Annotated in this window: 12 protein-coding genes; 9 read left to right on the top strand and 3 right to left on the bottom strand. The window is 51.0% G+C overall.

Translation table 11 applies throughout. From position 1 onward, the window contains the following. Nucleotides 1-19: 19 nt before the first annotated feature. Complete coding sequence (locus tag GQ51_RS03100; RefSeq protein ID WP_047549654.1) at nucleotides 20-1,051, bottom strand: CobW family GTP-binding protein; 1,032 nt, start codon at nucleotides 1,049-1,051, stop codon at nucleotides 20-22. Between the two features lie 221 nt (nucleotides 1,052-1,272). Between GQ51_RS03100 and GQ51_RS03095 the strand changes: the two genes are divergently transcribed. Genes GQ51_RS03095 through GQ51_RS03080 form a run of 4 tightly spaced genes read left to right on the top strand, consistent with a single transcriptional unit; the run spans nucleotide 1,273 to nucleotide 5,616 of the window. Continuing rightward, nucleotides 1,273-3,282, top strand: a complete 2,010-nt coding sequence (locus GQ51_RS03095) for a ribonuclease catalytic domain-containing protein (RefSeq protein ID WP_052177670.1) — start codon at nucleotides 1,273-1,275, stop codon at nucleotides 3,280-3,282. Continuing rightward, on the top strand, nucleotides 3,282-4,091 hold the full coding sequence (locus tag GQ51_RS03090) for a polyamine aminopropyltransferase (RefSeq protein WP_047549651.1): 810 nt from the start codon (nucleotides 3,282-3,284) through the stop codon (nucleotides 4,089-4,091). The genes GQ51_RS03095 and GQ51_RS03090 overlap by 1 nt, the downstream gene beginning before the upstream one ends. A gap of 3 nt (nucleotides 4,092-4,094) precedes the next feature. Further along, nucleotides 4,095-5,264: a THUMP domain-containing class I SAM-dependent RNA methyltransferase gene (locus tag GQ51_RS03085; protein WP_047549648.1), complete on the top strand. Its 1,170-nt coding sequence runs from the start codon at nucleotides 4,095-4,097 to the stop codon at nucleotides 5,262-5,264. Next, nucleotides 5,257-5,616, top strand: coding sequence for a nucleotide pyrophosphohydrolase (locus tag GQ51_RS03080; RefSeq protein WP_047549645.1), 360 nt, complete (start codon nucleotides 5,257-5,259; stop codon nucleotides 5,614-5,616). The genes GQ51_RS03085 and GQ51_RS03080 overlap by 8 nt, the downstream gene beginning before the upstream one ends. A 94-nt stretch (nucleotides 5,617-5,710) precedes the next feature. Here the strand turns inward: GQ51_RS03080 and tpx are convergent, their stop codons facing one another. Beyond that, the gene (gene tpx / locus GQ51_RS03075; RefSeq protein WP_047549642.1) at nucleotides 5,711-6,214 is read right to left on the bottom strand and encodes a thiol peroxidase; all 504 of its coding nucleotides are present in this window, start codon (nucleotides 6,212-6,214) and stop codon (nucleotides 5,711-5,713) included. Nucleotides 6,215-6,361: 147 nt separating this feature from the next. Then, nucleotides 6,362-7,510, bottom strand: coding sequence for an FIST signal transduction protein (locus tag GQ51_RS03070; protein ID WP_047549639.1), 1,149 nt, complete (start codon nucleotides 7,508-7,510; stop codon nucleotides 6,362-6,364). Nucleotides 7,511-7,858: 348 nt separating this feature from the next. On the opposite strand from GQ51_RS03070, the gene GQ51_RS03065 reads away from it, so the two are divergent. The 5 genes from GQ51_RS03065 to GQ51_RS03045 all read left to right on the top strand — a co-directional run bounded on the left by GQ51_RS03065 (nucleotide 7,859) and on the right by GQ51_RS03045 (nucleotide 16,374). Next, the gene (locus GQ51_RS03065) at nucleotides 7,859-8,236 is read left to right on the top strand and encodes a response regulator (protein WP_052177669.1); all 378 of its coding nucleotides are present in this window, start codon (nucleotides 7,859-7,861) and stop codon (nucleotides 8,234-8,236) included. Nucleotides 8,237-8,238: 2 nt separating this feature from the next. Beyond that, nucleotides 8,239-8,604, top strand: a complete 366-nt coding sequence (locus GQ51_RS03060; protein WP_047549636.1) for a response regulator — start codon at nucleotides 8,239-8,241, stop codon at nucleotides 8,602-8,604. 37 nt (nucleotides 8,605-8,641) lie between these two features. Continuing rightward, the gene (locus GQ51_RS03055) at nucleotides 8,642-9,160 is read left to right on the top strand and encodes a chemotaxis protein CheW (RefSeq protein WP_047549632.1); all 519 of its coding nucleotides are present in this window, start codon (nucleotides 8,642-8,644) and stop codon (nucleotides 9,158-9,160) included. Nucleotides 9,161-9,297: 137 nt separating this feature from the next. Further along, nucleotides 9,298-11,073: a methyl-accepting chemotaxis protein gene (locus GQ51_RS03050; RefSeq protein WP_047549629.1), complete on the top strand. Its 1,776-nt coding sequence runs from the start codon at nucleotides 9,298-9,300 to the stop codon at nucleotides 11,071-11,073. A 102-nt stretch (nucleotides 11,074-11,175) separates the two neighbouring features. After that, nucleotides 11,176-16,374 carry a hybrid sensor histidine kinase/response regulator gene (locus GQ51_RS03045; RefSeq protein ID WP_047549626.1) on the top strand — a complete coding sequence of 1,733 codons (5,199 nt, stop codon included), beginning with the start codon at nucleotides 11,176-11,178 and terminating at the stop codon, nucleotides 16,372-16,374. The last annotated feature ends 45 nt before the right edge of the window (nucleotides 16,375-16,419 follow it).

Below are 16,419 nucleotides of genomic sequence, written 5' to 3'. Positions count from 1 at the left end.
AATTTGTCATGGTCAGGCATTAAACCTGCATTAATATTTTCCTGATTTCCAGTTCATCCAGGCCTTTACCGATAATCACAATGCGCGAGTCTGGTTCAGCTTCTGACCAGCCTTCAAGCAGCGTGGGCGGATAGGGCGTGAAATGTACCGCATGGATTGCCAGTGGCGCCGGCTGGTCATCCGCATGGATAATACCTTTTAACCTCAGTAGTTTTTCACCATGTGTCTGGCATAGTTTTAAAATCACTGGTTTCAGCTCACGCCATTTCAGGGCGGTGGGCATGGTGACGGTGAAACTTTTGATTTCATCATCATGCGTCTTCTGCGGCAGCGTGCCTTTCGGCAGGTTGTTTTTCACCGGTGCGCGCAGCCAGCGCTGCGGTTCTGCCTGTTTGGTTGCAATGTTGAATAAACCGGCATCAATAATGAATGCAGGGTCGATATCGCCATGAACCACCCTGTGCTGGGTCGCGCCCGGATTGATGGCACTCAGTTTCAGTGCCAGGTCATTGACTTGGGTATCGCTGGCCAGGTCGGGTTTCGTCAGCAGCAATACGTCAGCAACGGCAGCCTGCTTAAGCGCTTCCTGATTTGCCGTGAGCTGTTGCAGGCCGTAAACGCTGTCTATGGTGACCACAACCGCATCCAGCCTGTACACGGATTCGATGACCGGTTCATTCATGAGATTAGCCAGTATCGGCCCAGGGTCTGCCATGCCTGTTGTTTCAATCACCAGGCGCTTGAACTTCGGAATCGCCTGCAGCGCGCGTTTGAAAAACAGGTCGCGCATGGTGTCTGCGAGTTCGTTTTTAAGTGAGCAGCACAGGCAGCCGGAGCTGAGCAGCACGGTATTGTCTGCGATATGTTCACTTTCAATGTTTTGAGCCAGGTTGCTGTTGGCAAAAATCTGGTCCAGGCCGGCATCGCCAAGTTCGTTGATGATGACGGCAGTGTCGCGCATGGCGGGGTTGTGCAGCAGTTTATTCAGCAGTGTTGTTTTTCCGCTGCCTAAAAAACCGGTGAGCAGGGTAACGGGGATTCGATTATCCATAATGTAGTTTGGTTTTATTCAAAGGGAATCTGCTAAAGGGCACTTCTATAAATTAAAATTCCGTCATGATACTGCGTTGCTCATAAAAAATTAGTCCTTATATATCAATATATACCGCGTCCTGATTTTTTATTCGCGCCTTGTCTAATTTAGCAATTTGAATTTATAGAAGTGCCCTAAATACAAGGTAAAATGTCACAAATTTTAATTTATGGCACAGTATGAATGTATTTTTTGAAGAAGACGGCAATTTTAAAGTTGCCTCTATCATGACCGAAACGCAGGGTTCTATGCAAATAGAATCTGCAAGCGGTAAACGCAGCAAGCTCAAGGCGAATAATGTGCTGATGCGTTTTGAAGTGCCGGTAGCCGGGTTTCTGGAAGCCGCCAATACTGAAGCCGAGACACTGGATCTTGATTTCCTGTGGGAATGCTGCAGCGAACCGGAGTTTGGCTTTGAAGAGTTCGCTGCCGAGTATTATGGCCGTAAACCCGCACCGACGGAGGCTGCCGCGATTGCGATCAAGCTGCATAGCGCTCCTGTCTATTTCAATCGTAAGGGCAAGGGACGCTACAAGGCTGCACCTGCCGAAATATTAAAAGCCGCATTGGCCGGACTTGAGAAAAAACGCCTGCTGGCAGAAAAGATGGCGAGTTATGTCGAGCAGCTCAAGGCGCATCGCATGCCTGATGAGCTGATGCAGAAACTTGATATGCTGATGTACGAGCCGGATAAGAACGCATTTGAATATAAAACGCTGGATGCCGCCGCCGGAGCCCTGCACCTGAATCACATCAAGCTGCTGCATGCCTGCGGTGCTATCCCTTCCATACACGATTATCACCTTGGAGCGTTCCTGCGAGAGTATTTCGCCAAAGGCACGGATTTCAGCACGGATGAGATTCCCGTTGCGCCCGATGATTTGCCACTGGCAGAGGTTGAAGCATTCAGTATTGACGATAGCACGACTACCGAGATTGATGATGCATTGTCAGTACAGCTGCTGGCTGACGGCATTACCAGGGTCGGCATCCATATTTCAGCGCCGGCGCTGGGCATTCCGGTCGACAGCCCGCTGGATAAGGAGGCGATGTACCGTTTATCCACGGTTTATATGCCGGGGCATAAAATCACGATGCTGCCCGAATCCACCATCAGGCCGTTCAGCCTTGATGCAGGCGAGATCAAGCCGGTATTGTCGTTATACCTGGATGTTGCGCCTGATATGACGGTACTGCAGCGCAACAGTAAAGTTGAGCGCATTAAAATCGCAGATAATCTGCGTCATGACTCACTGGAGCCATTCTTTAACGAAAATACGCTTGAGGCTGACAGTGGCCATCCTTACTGGGGCCGGCTGCGTTTCCTGTTCGACCTTGCGGAGTCACTGGAAAAAGCCCGTGGCAAATATGACCCGACCAAGCCGCCGCAGGTTGATTACAATTTTTATGTCAATGATGACAAGATCAGTATCGTCAGCCGCCGCCGTGGTTCGCCTATGGATAAAGTGGTGGCGGAACTCATGATTGAGGCCAATAGCCAGTGGGGTGCGCTGCTTGCGGCGCATGAGGTGCCAGGACTGTACCGGGCGCAGATGGGCGGCAAGGTTTACATGACCACCAGGCCTGAACCGCATCAAGGCCTGGGCGTTGCCCAATATAGCTGGAGTACTTCACCGCTGCGCCGTGCGGTAGACCTGATTAACCAGCGCCAGATCATCAGCGTGGTGCAGAATGCAGCACCTGCCTATCCGCAGAAAAGTGATGCCCTGACATCGCATATGCGTAACTTCGAACTGACTTATAAAGCCTATAGCGAGTTCCAGATCCGGATGGAGCGCTACTGGTGCCTGCAATACCTGGTTCAGGAAGGTATTCAGGAGATTCACGCTACGGTCTGGCGTGAGAACCTGGTGCGACTGGACAACCTGCCGTATATGACCAAGGTTTATGGCATGCCGGAGCTTAAGCCCGGTACGCGCGTGAGTCTGCTGGTGCAGGATGTCGATACGCTGATGATGGATTTGCGGACAAAATTCCAGCGCGTGCTTGAGGAAGAGCCCGTGCAGCCTTTGGTGCTGGATGATGCTGAAGGGGAGGCGATGGATATGACAGTAACGGAAGCCGATGCTACCGTTACTGATGCCCAAGTTTCCAATGACAGCGCAGCCGATCCAGGTATCCATCAAACGCATGATGCTGACCCGATGAGTGAAGGGGAGGCTGCGTAGTGTTCCGGGTTGCTAAGCATTTGCTGCGGGGCATGACGCAGACTTCAGCGGCGGATGAAGCCGTTGATGTGAGTGAGCTGGATGGCGTGCGCGCCCTGCATCTAGGATCTGCAACTATACAGAGTGCCATGCGCATCAGGGATCCGTTAGCGCTCGAACTGGCTTATACGCGCGGCATGATGTGTTTCCTGCTGTTTCACCATAGCGTCCGGCATCTGCTGACGATTGGGTTGGGCGGCGGCTCCATTGCAAAATATGTGCATGCGTACTGCCCCGAAATCGAAAGCAAGGTCATTGAAATCAATCCGAGGATCATCCAGGTTGCGCGTAATCAGTTCTGTGTGCCGGAAAATGATGAGCGGCTGCAAGTGATTGAAGCGGATGGCCTGCAGTACCTGGCTGAACATAAAGAAGTGGCCGATGTGCTGATGATCGATGCTTTTGACAGCAATGGCATACCGCCTGATTTCTGCAGCCAGGACTTCTTTGATCAATGTGCGGATTCCCTCAGGTATGATGGTATTCTGGTGATTAATTTATGGGGCAGCGATAAACACTTTGATGTTTACCTGAACCGGATCGAGCAAAGTTTTTCCGGAAAAGCGCTGATCCTGCCCACAGGCAGGCCTGGCAATATCGCCGTGTTCGGCTTTAAGCGTGAGCCGGCAGATCTGCGTATCAATAGCTTGCGCCTGCGTGCAAAAGAATTGGAAAAAACACACAAGATTGAGTTCCTGCAGTTTGTAGAAAAGCTGGCGGAACACAACGACAGTACCAGTAACCGAATTTTTATGAAAAGTGATCGTTAATTTATGGCCCAGCATGCCCCAAACCGATATTTTGCAACTTGCCCGCGCGGCCTGGAGCAGTTGCTTGCAGATGAGCTGCAAAAAGTTGCCGCCAGATCCATCAAGGTCACCGATGGCGGTGTAAGCTTTGATGGTGATTGGGCGGTGTGTTATGCCGCTAATCTGCATTCCCGCATTGCTACGCGTATCTTATGGCAGGTAGGGCGCGGAAAATATGCGAATGAGGACGACCTGTTCAACGCTGCCTATAAGCTTAACTGGCCGCAATGGTTCGAGGTCAAGCATGACTTCATGGTGAAGGTGACAGGCGTGAAATGCCCACTCAAGAGCCTGGAATTTGCCACCTTGAAGATCAAGGATGCGGTGTGCGATAAATTCAGGCAGGCTGTAGGCAGCAGGCCTTACATCGATACCAAAACCCCGGCGGTGCGCATCCATGCTTATTTAACCGTAGATGAGTATCAATTTTATGTGGATACCTCCGGTGCAGCCCTGTATCAGCGCGGCAACCGCGGCGCCAGTATTGAAGCGCCGCTGCGCGAGAACCTGGCGGCAGGCATTTTGAAATTATCCGGCTGGCAGCCAGGGCAGCCGTTTCTTGATCCAATGTGCGGCAGCGGGACGTTCCTGCTTGAAGCCGCCATGGTAGCGCTTGATATTGCGCCCGGATTAAAACGCAGCTTCGGTTTTGAGAAGCTCAGGACTTTTGAGTCTGATACCTGGAAGAAAATCAGGAACCAGGCACTGGGCAAGGTTAAAAATGTATCGTTCCAGAAGATATATGGCTCCGATATGGATCTGCGCGCAGTGCGCGTAACCAAGCAGAATCTTGAAGCAGCAGGCCTGCTGGAGGCAGTGCAGGTGGCGCATGTCGACATGGTCAATGTGGTGCCGCCGGCCGATAGCGGCGTGCTTGTGGCCAATCCGCCATATGGGGTGCGTATCGGTGAAGATGAAGAGCTGGCGATACTCTACCCGAAAATGGGGGAAGCATTAAAACGCAGGTTTGCCGGCTGGAATGCTTATTTCCTGACTAACGATTTACGCATGCCCAAACTGATGCGGCTCACCCCCAGCAAACGCACCCCGTTGTTTAACGGGCCATTGGAGTGCCGTCTGTTCGAGATTAAAATGGTGGCTGGTTCAAATCGTAAGGAAAGAAATGATGGATGATTCACTGCAGGCGCTGACGGCGCGTATTAATCACTTTGTGGCTGAGCGCGATTGGGCGCAGTTCCACACCCCTAAAAACCTGGCAATGGCGATGATCGTGGAAGCTGCGGAGCTGGTAGAACAGTTCCAGTGGGATACCGCGCAGGAGAGCCAGCAATTGAGCCCTGAGAAGCGCGAGGCGGTGAGCCATGAACTGGCGGATACTTTCGTGTACCTGCTGCGTATTGCCGAAGTGCTGAAGATTGACCTGATTGCGGCTGCGAATCAGAAAATTGACCTGAATGCCAAGAAATACCCGGCGGATAAAGCACGCGGCAGCAATGCCAAATACACGGCTTACAGCGAAGATTAATTTAAGCCCGGCAATAAAAAAGACCAGCTGCATGCTGGTCTTTTTTATTGCCGGAAGTCTATATTGTCAGGCGTTTATTACTGTGCCTGGTTGATTACAAAACAGCTAAAGCCGCATTGTAGTTTGGTTCTTCCGTGATTTCTGCAACCAGTTCACTGTGCAGAACCTTGTTGTTTTCATCCAGTACGACGACCGCACGGGTGGTCAGGCCTGCCAGGCTGCTTGATTTGATCGCCACGCCATAGCTTTCGGCAAATGCCGCTGTATTGCGGAATGTTGAAAGCGTCTCTACATTTTCAATACCTTCCGCTGCGCAGAAGCGGTTTTGTGCAAAAGGCAGGTCAGCAGAAATGCACAGTACGACCGTGTTGTTCAGGCTGGCTGCCTGCTGGTTGAAAGTGCGCACTGAAGTCGCGCAGGTCGGGGTGTCGATGCTAGGGAAAATATTCAACACTTTGCGTTTGCCGGCAAAGTTGGCCAGTGTTACGTCGGTACGTGTTTTGTCAGCTAAATTGAAGTCAGGTGCGGTCTGGCCTTTTTGTGGGAAATTTCCACCGATGTCGACTGGTCCGCCTTTGAGGGTAACTGTGTTTGTCATATGCGTGATCCTTTGTTGTTGAGTGTTGTAATATCGGCCCTGAAGCCGCGGATACGCACATCATAAAACAAAAACGCCCAGTTTGCACTGAGCGTATGAGGATTCATGCTAAATATAACCCTTTGTTTTAGTGGGGTCTTTTGTGTTTTAAATCAGATTTTCGCTGAGGTAGCCAATCGTCATGGTCTGGTTGTGCAGCACACTGTCGCTGGTATCCGGACGCGGGGCAAATTCACCGTATGAATAGAAACCGGTGATCGCAGTCTGGTTGCCCAGGATCTGCTGTACCAGTTTCACTTCATCGGCCACCAGTTCAGCCATCACGCCTTTACGGCCAACACAGCTTACGCACACAGCCAAGCCGGACTGGTTGACATTGGTATTGTCTTTAACAAGGTGCGCGGCATCACCGGCGCCTTCTACCAGCCTGTCATGCGTGGATTGGCAGAAGCGCACGGTTTCACCTTCATCTACGTTACCGGCAAAGGTCAGGCTGTTGGATTTTGGGTCAATTGCCAATAGCGTGCGGATTTTTTCAATATCGCGTTTGCCTTCCTCAATGATGGCAAACGGGAACTTCAATCCGCTGCCCGGCAAGTCTTTTGCCGAGTGTGCGCCAATGTAAAGGTTGTAAAGCGGCAGGGCAGGCTTGCCGTCGAGTTCCAATACGATGTTCTTCTCGGATTTCGTTACTTTGCGTGGCGGGCCGTAAGGTTTCCAGCCCCTGCCAACGCCGGTGGCGGCAATCAAATGGCTGCCATACAGGCCAACCGCAATCACCAGGCCGTCACCGACCGTGTCGTTGAATATCTGCACTGTCTTGTTGAAATTGAAACCATCACCGGCCATGCCGCCCATGATAGGCACCTCGCCCAGAACGCTTTTGAAGCCCTCCAGCAGCTCGGAACCGTTTACGTTCAGACCATCGGAGTATACGAGCACGGCTTTCAGGCTGTCGGCTTTTAACTGCTTGGCCAGTCCTGCTGCCGTTTCGAATGAATTCTGCATGCCGGACATTTTGGTGTGTGTGACGCGTTGAACGGTTTTTTCCCACAAAACGGCCGTGATTTGCAGGCTGTCGTCGAATACGCCGGATGCAGTGATTTCCCCGGAAGTTGAACAGCCGATAATTTGTGCAGTTGGATAACGTTCTTTTAATGTACTTTGTAGCTTGGCCTCGCCAAAGCGTTTAACCGAACCAAACACCAGAACCAGGTTTGCGGTAGGCAGTGGCGATGTGGCTGGTAAATCTTTTAACGTCATTTTTGCCGTTAATGACTCTTGTCTTACTATCATGCTGACCCCTCGGATTTCTGCTTAAAACATCAGAATTTTTATAATATTTTTGTATGCACTTTATCTTGCACAATTAAAGTTGTAAATAAATGTTACACAAAATTGTAAATAAATGTAATATTTATTATAAATGACCCTACAGCTGAATGGGGAATAAATATTATTTTTTTAATAAAATTTTAATTAGTATTGCTTATTAACTAAGACTATATATAAAATGGTTCACAACATAGTGCAAATAACCAATATCTATAAATAGTTGCATATATTATAAGGAGCTTACTGGTGACCCAGGAAAAGCCAAATCAAGAAAAATTGACGTCAGATCAATTGTCTACAATCAAGGTCATGGTCATAGATGACAGCAATACGATCCGTCGTAGTGCTGAAATATTCCTTAAGTCATCCGGCTGTCAGGTTGTCCTCGCTGAGGATGGCTTTGATGCACTGGCAAAGATATCCAACGAACATCCTGATTTGATTTTTGTCGACATCATGATGCCAAGGCTGGACGGTTATCAAACCTGTTCACTCATCAAAAGAAATGCACGCTATAAAACAACACCGGTCATTATGCTATCCAGCAAAGACGGCTTGTTTGACCGTGCCCGCGGACGTATGGTCGGTTCTGACCAATATCTCACCAAACCATTTACGCAAGAAACATTATTGGAAGCAGTGCAGGTTTATGCTGCGCAATCTAGAAAAAATCAAGAAGAGGATTAAACATGGCAATACAAAATATTTTAGTGGTTGATGATTCTGCAACAGACCGTTTCTTTTTAACTGAGCTTCTGGAAACCTCCGGTTACAAAGTGATTGGCGCTGAGAGTGGTGAGGAGTGTCTGGCTAAAGCTGCGGAAATCCATCCTGACCTGATTCTGTGTGATGTTGTCATGCCAGGTTTAACCGGTTTTCAGGTGACACGTACGCTGACCAAAAATCCTGATACTGCGAATATCCCGGTGATTCTATGCACTGGCAAGTCTCAGGCAACCGATCTGGCATGGGCGTTGAAAATGGGCGCTAAAGCTTGTGTGACCAAGCCGGTTGTAGGTTCTGAGTTGCTGGCTTTGATTAAAACTCTAGAGTAAGCGCAATTAATACTCCACTTTGATTGGTTAATAAATCGTGGCAAAAACTTCAAATTTACGTGAGTTCCAGGAAGCGATTCTTGCAAAACTTAAAGATGCGGCAAACCATTCAGGTGCCGAGTCTTCATCTCGTTTGGGGGTGGTAGTCGGTGCAAAAAGGTTTTTAATCAATTTGAATGAAGTCAAAGAGGTGTTGCCTGTTCCGCCAATCCTGTCGGTGCCTTTGACTAAACCCTGGTTTCTGGGCACCGCCAACGTGCGAGGTAACTTGTATAACGTGAGTGACCTGGCGCAGTTTCTGAACATGCCGCCTACCGCAAAATCGGTTAACAACCGGATCATGCTGCTGAGCACGGAAACAACTGCGCAGGTTGCCTTGCTGGTGGATGGCCTGGTTGGTCTGCGCAGTGTGCAGGAGATGCATGCTGAGCCTGGCAATGATGAATCTAAAAAGTTGTTCAGCAAGCAACGGCTGAGTGATGTTGATGGTAATGAGTGGTTTGAACTTGATACTGAAGTACTGGTTCAGGATAAGAACTTTATCCAGCCTATCTAGGAGGCAGGCTGGGTTCTTTGCGGTTTGAACAGTGCAGTGGCGTCGCGATAAATTATGTAATGCATTGTTTATAAAATGTTGGTGATGAGTAGCCGGTTACAGGGTACGTATAATATTTTTTGGAATTGGGGTTCAAAATGGCATTAAATCTTACAGCTTTTAAAAACCTGCCATCGCAGCTGGGGGCTACGGTAGGTGGTTTATTTCAGAATTTTAAAAATAAATTCTCCAGTAAGAAAAGCTCTTCTGATGCCGGTAGCCTGGCTGCGGGTTACCGCCAGCTCATGCTGCAGATTGTTGCGTTTATCTTGTTTGCGTTATTGAGCTTCTGGGTTATTAACCAGGTGCGTGTAAATGGTCCGATCTCAAATATCCTGAATGAGTATCAAAACCTGACTTCCGATACCAATCCGCCGCCAATGTTCCCGCTGGATGCGTTTGCATCCTATAACGAGGCTTATGTTGCTTCGACCAACTTTAACAATGAAAAGCGCGATAAGGCGCTGGCTAACGCCGCCAATAGCGAAGTCCTGTTTAAACAGCGTTCAGAGTACTGGCGTAAAAACCTTGATAACGAGAAACTGCAGGCAGAGCTGGAGGCCGTGATCCAGGCCGGTTCCAATTTCTTTGAGGTGGCAAACAAGCGTTATGTCCCGGCCCTGCCTCTGGGTACGGTTGCGGCATCTGCACCATTGCTGGATCTGACAGCAGCGTTTGAGGCAAGTAAACAGGCCGGTAATAACTTTACGCTCGCGATTCAGAAGGAAAATAATGCCCTGATTGAAACGCAAACCCGTTTTATCCAGTTCGTGCTGGTTGGTTTGCTGTTATTGGGTTTGGTGCTGGTGTTCCTGATGTTCTTCTACGGTAAGAAACAAACGGCTCAGTCCGTTGTGCTGACCAATCAGCTCGCGAAAGAAGGCCAGGATAACCAGGAAGCGGTTTTGCAGCTGCTGGATGAGATGGGTGACCTGGCGGACGGTGACTTGACGGTAAAAGCGGAAGTGCGCGATAACATTACCGGCGCGATTGCTGACTCTATCAACTATACGATCGACAGCTTGCGAGACCTGGTTACCGAGATTAACCATGCGACTGAACAGGTGACGTCAGCGACTTCGGTCGCGCAGGACACTTCAGAACAGTTGCTGAGTGCTGCGGAAACACAGTCAGCACAGATTATCCAGACGACAGACGCGGTAAACGACATGACGCGTTCTATCCTGCAGGTATCCAGCAACGCGGCACAGGCGGCGCAGGTTGCGCAGCGCTCACTTGAAGCTGCGGTTCAGGGTTCGCAGGCGGTGCAGAACACGATCTCAGGGATGAACGAGATCCGTACCCAGATTCAGGAAACCTCAAAACGTATCAAACGTCTGGGCGAAAGCTCGCAAGAGATTAGTGAGATCGTTGAGCTGATTTCAGACATTACCGAACAGACCAACATTCTGGCTTTGAACGCTGCGATCCAGGCAGCATCAGCCGGTGAAGCGGGTCGAGGCTTTACCGTGGTTGCGGAGGAGGTTCAGCGTCTTGCGGAACGTTCATCTGAAGCGACCAAACAGATTAGTGCGATTGTGAAGACGATTCAGACCGATACGCACGGCGCGGTTGCCGCGATGGAGAAAAGTACCGAGGGTGTAGTTGACGGTGCGCGAGTTGCGGATGCTGCCGGACAGGCATTGAATGAAATTGAAACAGTTACTACCAACCTGGCGCAGCTGATTCAATCGATTTCAGCGGCTACGAATGCGCAGACCGATTCTGCCAAAACGGTGGCTAACAACATGCAGATGATTCAGGAAATTACGACACAAACGACACAGGGTACCAAGTTGACAGCTGAGTCTGTCGGCCAACTGAACTCGCTGGCTGAAGAGCTGCGCGACTCAGTAGCTGGCTTTAAACTGTAACCCAAGGCGATTGCACCACTATGTCATTGCTACGTGTTTAATTTGTAACGTGAGATAAATAAAACTCCATGAAAAAATCGTATATAGAAATGGGAGTACAGAATGCCTGAAGCATTTGATACCGGCCCATTGTCCTGGGTTAAAGACGAGATTGACCAGTCGCTGAAGAAAGTTCTGGCAAGCTTCAATGAGGTTAGCCAGAATCTGGAAGGCTCCGCATCTTTAAGGCTTACCCTGGCACATCTTTACCAGGTGAACGGTGCGCTGGATATGGTTGGCCTGGAAGGCTGCAAACGCTACTGTTCTGAAATTGAAAAGCTCACGAGCAAGATTGCGCAGCAGACAGTGCCGGTGACCCAGGAGCTCGTTGCCCACCTGGTGGAGGCGGTAGAGACGCTGTCGCAATACCTGCAAGACCTGATGAATGGCGCCCCTGATACGCCTATACGCCTGTATCCGACCCTGAAACCTCTGGTTGAGGCGCAAGGCGAGACTGTTGAAGAAAGCGAATTGTTTTTCCCGGATACTGATAACAGTGCACCAAAAGACCTGCCGTCAAACCCGATTGATGAAGCTGCAATTCCCGTTTTTGTAGCGGAACAACGCGCTCTTTTCCAGAAGTCGCTGTTGGACTGGCTGCGCACTAAAAATGCAGACGCATTGAATGCCATGCGTGAAGCGATTGTCAAAGTCCAGCAGGTTCAAGTTAAAAACGCCCCGAAAACGCTGTGGTGGACAGCTTCGGCATTTGCCGATTCCCTCACCCAGGATAAAGTGGCTGCCAGCAATGGTGCAAAAAAACTTTGCCGCAAGCTGGATCGTCAGTTAGGCAACCTGGCATCGGGAGACGCCAAAGCGCCATCGCAGCTGCTGCGTGAGTTGCTTTATTACGTCGCGATCAGTGACCGCGTGACAGATCTGATATCCCGTGTTAAGGATGTATTCGAGCTGGATGATGCCTTGCCGCAGGATAGCGCGTCCGATAGCGAAGCAGCACCTTCGAGCGCTGCCGAGCAGGCTGCATTGGCGCAGCTGATTGCAGACCTGCCAGCCCTTAAGGAGCTATGGTCTAATATCAGCACCAGCACTGCCGATGCCTCAGTGGCTGATTTAACAGCGTTTATCAATAAGCTGGAGGCTATTTCCGCCTCGGTTCAGCAGAATATTTCCAGCCAAAGCGTTATCAGACTGATCAGTGCGACATATCAGGCAGTGCAGGCATTGCAGGCCAATAAGCAGCATCTGAATGAGTCTTCATTCATTGAAATAGCGGCATCTTTAAACCTGCTTGAACACTGCTGTGACCATTACCAGCATCTGGATGCAGATGTAAAACACAAAGTTGCCACGCAAAGCGAGCGCCTGCATGCAGTTGCCCAGGGCAATGAGCTTGCTCCTGCCGTTGATGCGTTTGCAACCAGCAAGCTCGATGCGAGTGTAGTGTCCGCTGTTGCCAAACAGATTATCGAATCCCTGGCCCTGATAGAAAAGGCACTGGATACTTTCTTCAGGAACCCGGATGATGTCAGCCCATTGAATGGCGCCGATAAGCCGTTGCAGCAGGTGATGGCTGCATTTGAAATGCTGGAAATGACCACCCCGAGGGCGATCGCGCAATTGAGCGCATTGTTTGTCGATATGTTCAAGAATAATGCTGAAAACGCTGTTCTTGGCGAGCCATACAGTAACAGCTTTGAACTGGTGGCTGAGAGTTTAAGTATGCTGGGGCTGTACGCTGAGGAGTTGCCCCATGTGCGTCCTGAGTCAGACCAGGCCTTGTCCTATGCGCTGCTGCGCCTGGAAGAGGGTGCCCGTGCGCTGAACCTTGGTGTCGAAGCGATATTGGAACCTGTGCAAGCCGCCGATGTTGCCGATGCGTCTGCAGAAATGATCGTGAGCTATGACGACATTGCATTCGATGAGCTGATCCCTGAGTTTGTTCAGCCGGCAGTGGCCGCAGAGCTTCCGCCTGGCGAAAAAACCGCGGTCGAACCTGCTGATGCAGCAGCGGATGCTGTCGTAGATAAAGCGCTGGATCCTGAGTTGCAGGATATTTTCCTGACTGAAGCCGAAGAAGTGCTGGCAACGCTCGCCCAGAACCTGCAAGCCTTACGTGTCAATGCAACGGACAGCGCAGCCTTGACTGAAGTACGCCGTGCTTACCATACCCTGAAAGGCAGTGGCCGTACCGTGGGCTTGGCAGCCTTGGGTGAAGTTGCCTGGGCGGTTGAGGATTTATTGAATGTCATGCTGGAGCGCAAGGCATTCCCGACCACGCCGATACTGGCGTTTATCGAGAAGGTCACGGCCAGGTTTGCGGCATGGGTTGCTGAATTGCTGGAAAAACAGAGCGTTAGCCTGAGCCCATCGCCGTTTCAGCAGCAGGCTAAAGACCTGATGGCAGAGTTCGAGCAAGCCCTGGTGGAAAAAACAGTACCGCAGAAAGAAGAAGTGCTGATTGGCGGTACCCGCAAACTCAGCAAGGCGTTCTTCGATATTTTCCTTGCCGAGGCCGAGCAGCATTATAAAACACTGGTTGATGCGCAAGACCTGATCATCATGGACTCCAGCGAGAGTTATCGCGCAGCCCATACACTGGGCAGCAATGCCTTGACTGCCGGATTCACGCCTATCGGTGATCTGGCGCGCGCCCTTGAGCATTGGCTGGATGAGCATAACGGCAACTGGACTGAACAGCATATTGAGCTGTATGCCAATGTGGTAAAAGCGCTGGGCGAAGGCCTGGAAAGCATCAAGGCCCTGAAAGAGCCGAAAACAACGCGTGCACTGATTGTTGCGCTGGGCGAGTCTACCACTGCCATGCAGGCCGCGGCTACACAGCAGGCTGAAGCCGCTGTGCTTGAAGTGGCTGAGACCAAGAAAACAGCCAGAAAGACAAAAGAAAAAGCGAGCGCCGAGCCCAAAGCGGATAAAGCTGCCGCCATTGCCGCAAGCGATCAGGCCGTTCCTGATCAGGCTGCTCCTTCGTTAGCGGTGATTGAGCCGCTGGCCGAAATAGCGCAGGTGCAGTCTGCTGCTGAAGCTGCACCGGCCGTGGCCGCAGAAGCACAGAGCCAGCAGCAGGCCGAGCAACGCAAAGACAGTGCAGTCAATGAAGAATTACTGGCTCTGTTCCTTGAAGAAGCGCGTGAGTTAGTGCCGCAAATCGGTAAAGACCTTCGTGGCTGGCGTGCCAACCCACAGGATCACGAGTACATTGATTCATTGCAGCGCGTGCTGCACACCCTTAAAGGCAGTGCACGCATGGCCGGCCTGACCGCAATAGGTGACAGCGTGCACGGTATGGAGGACCACGTGATTCGCGCCTTGAATCATAAGGTCACGGCCGACGACTTTGACCGCATGTTTCTGGAGTTCGACCACATCAGCCTGATGCTTGACCAGGTTTCAAGCGGCTCCGGTGCAGCGAAACCGGCAGCGGTTGAATCTAGCCCGGATGCGCCTGTAGAAGTGATTCCCGCACGCAGGACGGAACGCAAGACACAATTCCTGCGTATGCGTGCCGATGTGCTGGACAGGCTGATCAATGAGGCGGGCGAAGTTTCGATCATGCGCTCCCGTATGGATAGGGAGATGCAGAACTTCAAGCAATCTTCCATTGACCTGACCGACAGTATTATCAGACTGCGTGCTTATCTGCGTGAGCTGGAAATCGAAGCTGAAACACAGCTGCAATCGCGCATGAGCCTGCTGCAGGAAGCCAATGAAGCATTCGACCCGCTGGAGTTTGACCGTTTTACGCGCTTGCAGGAGCTGACACGTATGATGGCGGAAAGCGTGAACGACGTTTCGACCATTCAGCATGGCCTGTTGCTTAACCTGGATCAGACGGACGCCGCGTTGCAGCAGCAAAACCGCATGAACCGTGAATTGCAGCAAGGTCTGATGCGTGTCCGCATGCTGCCGTTTGCCACGATATCGGAGCGTCTGCAGCGTATTGTGCGTCAGACCGCACGTGAGCTGAATAAGCGTGTAGAGATGACGATTGATGGCGAAGGCATCGAACTCGACCGCGGTGTGCTGGACAAGCTGGGTGCACCCCTGGAGCATTTGCTGCGCAATGCCGTAGCGCATGGCCTTGAAACCACCGAAGATCGCGTCAAATCCGGCAAGCCTGAGATTGGCCATATCCGGCTTAAAGTCAGCATGGAAAATGATGAAATTACGCTGATCATTACTGATGATGGCGCAGGTGTCAATTTAGCCAAAGTGAAACAGAAAGCGACTGAGAAAGGCATTCTGGCTGCCGGGCAAGAGGTCACGGAGCAAGCATTGATGGCGGTTATTTTTGAACCGGGTTTCTCTACGGCAGACGCGATTTCACAGATTGCAGGTCGTGGCGTAGGCCTGGATGCTGTCCGCAGCGATATTGCCGCACTTGGCGGCCGTATTGATGTAAGCAACGTTTCAGGTTCAGGAGCGATGTTCAATATCTACCTGCCGGTGACATTGTCTGTTGCGCAGGTGGTATTGGTTCGTTCAGGAAACAAAGTGTTTGCCGTGCCAACCGTGATGATCGAGCAGGTGCAGAAGCTTAAGCAGAAAGACCTGGACAGTGCTTACCAGAACGGGAAAGTCGAGTGGGCAGGGCGCGATTACCCGCTGCATTTCCTCTCCAGGCTGGTAGGTGACATTGAGCATGTGGCGCTATCGCATATTTACACGCCTATTATCCTGATGCGCAGCGGTGCGTACCGCACAGCGCTGCATGTGGATGAGATTATCGGCAACCAGGAGGTTGTGATGAAGCCTATGGGCACACAGCTTTCGCATGTGCCTGGCATGATCGGCGCCTCTGTACTGGGTGACGGTGCGATTGTGCTGGTGATTAATGCAGTGCAGCTGGCAAACCGTGAAGTGTTCGTAGTTGGTGCGGCTAAGGTCGCAGAAATGGCGCCTGAGGTTGAGAACTCAAGAAAAGTGGCGCTGGTGGTCGATGATTCCCTGACCATGCGTAAAGTGCTTTCACGCGTGCTTGAGCGTGAAGATTTTGAAGTGGTCACGGCCAATGACGGGATGGATGCGATTGAGAAACTGCAGGAAGTGACGCCGGATATCATCCTGACCGACATCGAGATGCCGCGTATGGATGGTTTCGAGTTCTCCCGTTATGTCCGGGATAACCCGGCAACCCTGAATACGCCATTGATCGTGATCAGCTCACGTACTGCCGATAAACACCGTAACGTGGCAACGGAAATCGGCGTGAATGCTTTCCTGGGTAAACCGGTACAGGATGAAACCTTGATCGAGCAGGTAAACGCCTTGCTATCGAAGTAAAACTGGCGTAGTCGTTATCTTAAATTTGTTTCGTCATTCCCGCAC

Source organism: Methylotenera sp. G11, assembly GCF_000799735.1.
Classification (GTDB): Bacteria; Pseudomonadota; Gammaproteobacteria; order Burkholderiales; family Methylophilaceae; genus Methylotenera.
The sequence above is the reverse complement of the archived record's forward strand: the minus strand, read 5'-3'. Positions and strand labels throughout refer to the sequence as shown.

Coding starts and splice junctions, on each gene's coding strand:
- GQ51_RS03060 (WP_047549636.1), top strand. CDS start 8,239: ATGGCAATACAAAATATTTTAGTGGTTGATGATTCTGCAACAGACCGT.
- GQ51_RS03070 (WP_047549639.1), bottom strand. CDS start 7,510: ATGATAGTAAGACAAGAGTCATTAACGGCAAAAATGACGTTAAAAGAT.
- GQ51_RS03095 (WP_052177670.1), top strand. CDS start 1,273: ATGAATGTATTTTTTGAAGAAGACGGCAATTTTAAAGTTGCCTCTATC.
- tpx (WP_047549642.1), bottom strand. CDS start 6,214: ATGACAAACACAGTTACCCTCAAAGGCGGACCAGTCGACATCGGTGGA.
- GQ51_RS03045 (WP_047549626.1), top strand. CDS start 11,176: ATGCCTGAAGCATTTGATACCGGCCCATTGTCCTGGGTTAAAGACGAG.
- GQ51_RS03085 (WP_047549648.1), top strand. CDS start 4,095: ATGGCCCAGCATGCCCCAAACCGATATTTTGCAACTTGCCCGCGCGGC.
- GQ51_RS03080 (WP_047549645.1), top strand. CDS start 5,257: ATGGATGATTCACTGCAGGCGCTGACGGCGCGTATTAATCACTTTGTG.
- GQ51_RS03065 (WP_052177669.1), top strand. CDS start 7,859: ATGGTCATAGATGACAGCAATACGATCCGTCGTAGTGCTGAAATATTC.
- GQ51_RS03050 (WP_047549629.1), top strand. CDS start 9,298: ATGGCATTAAATCTTACAGCTTTTAAAAACCTGCCATCGCAGCTGGGG.
- GQ51_RS03100 (WP_047549654.1), bottom strand. CDS start 1,051: ATGGATAATCGAATCCCCGTTACCCTGCTCACCGGTTTTTTAGGCAGC.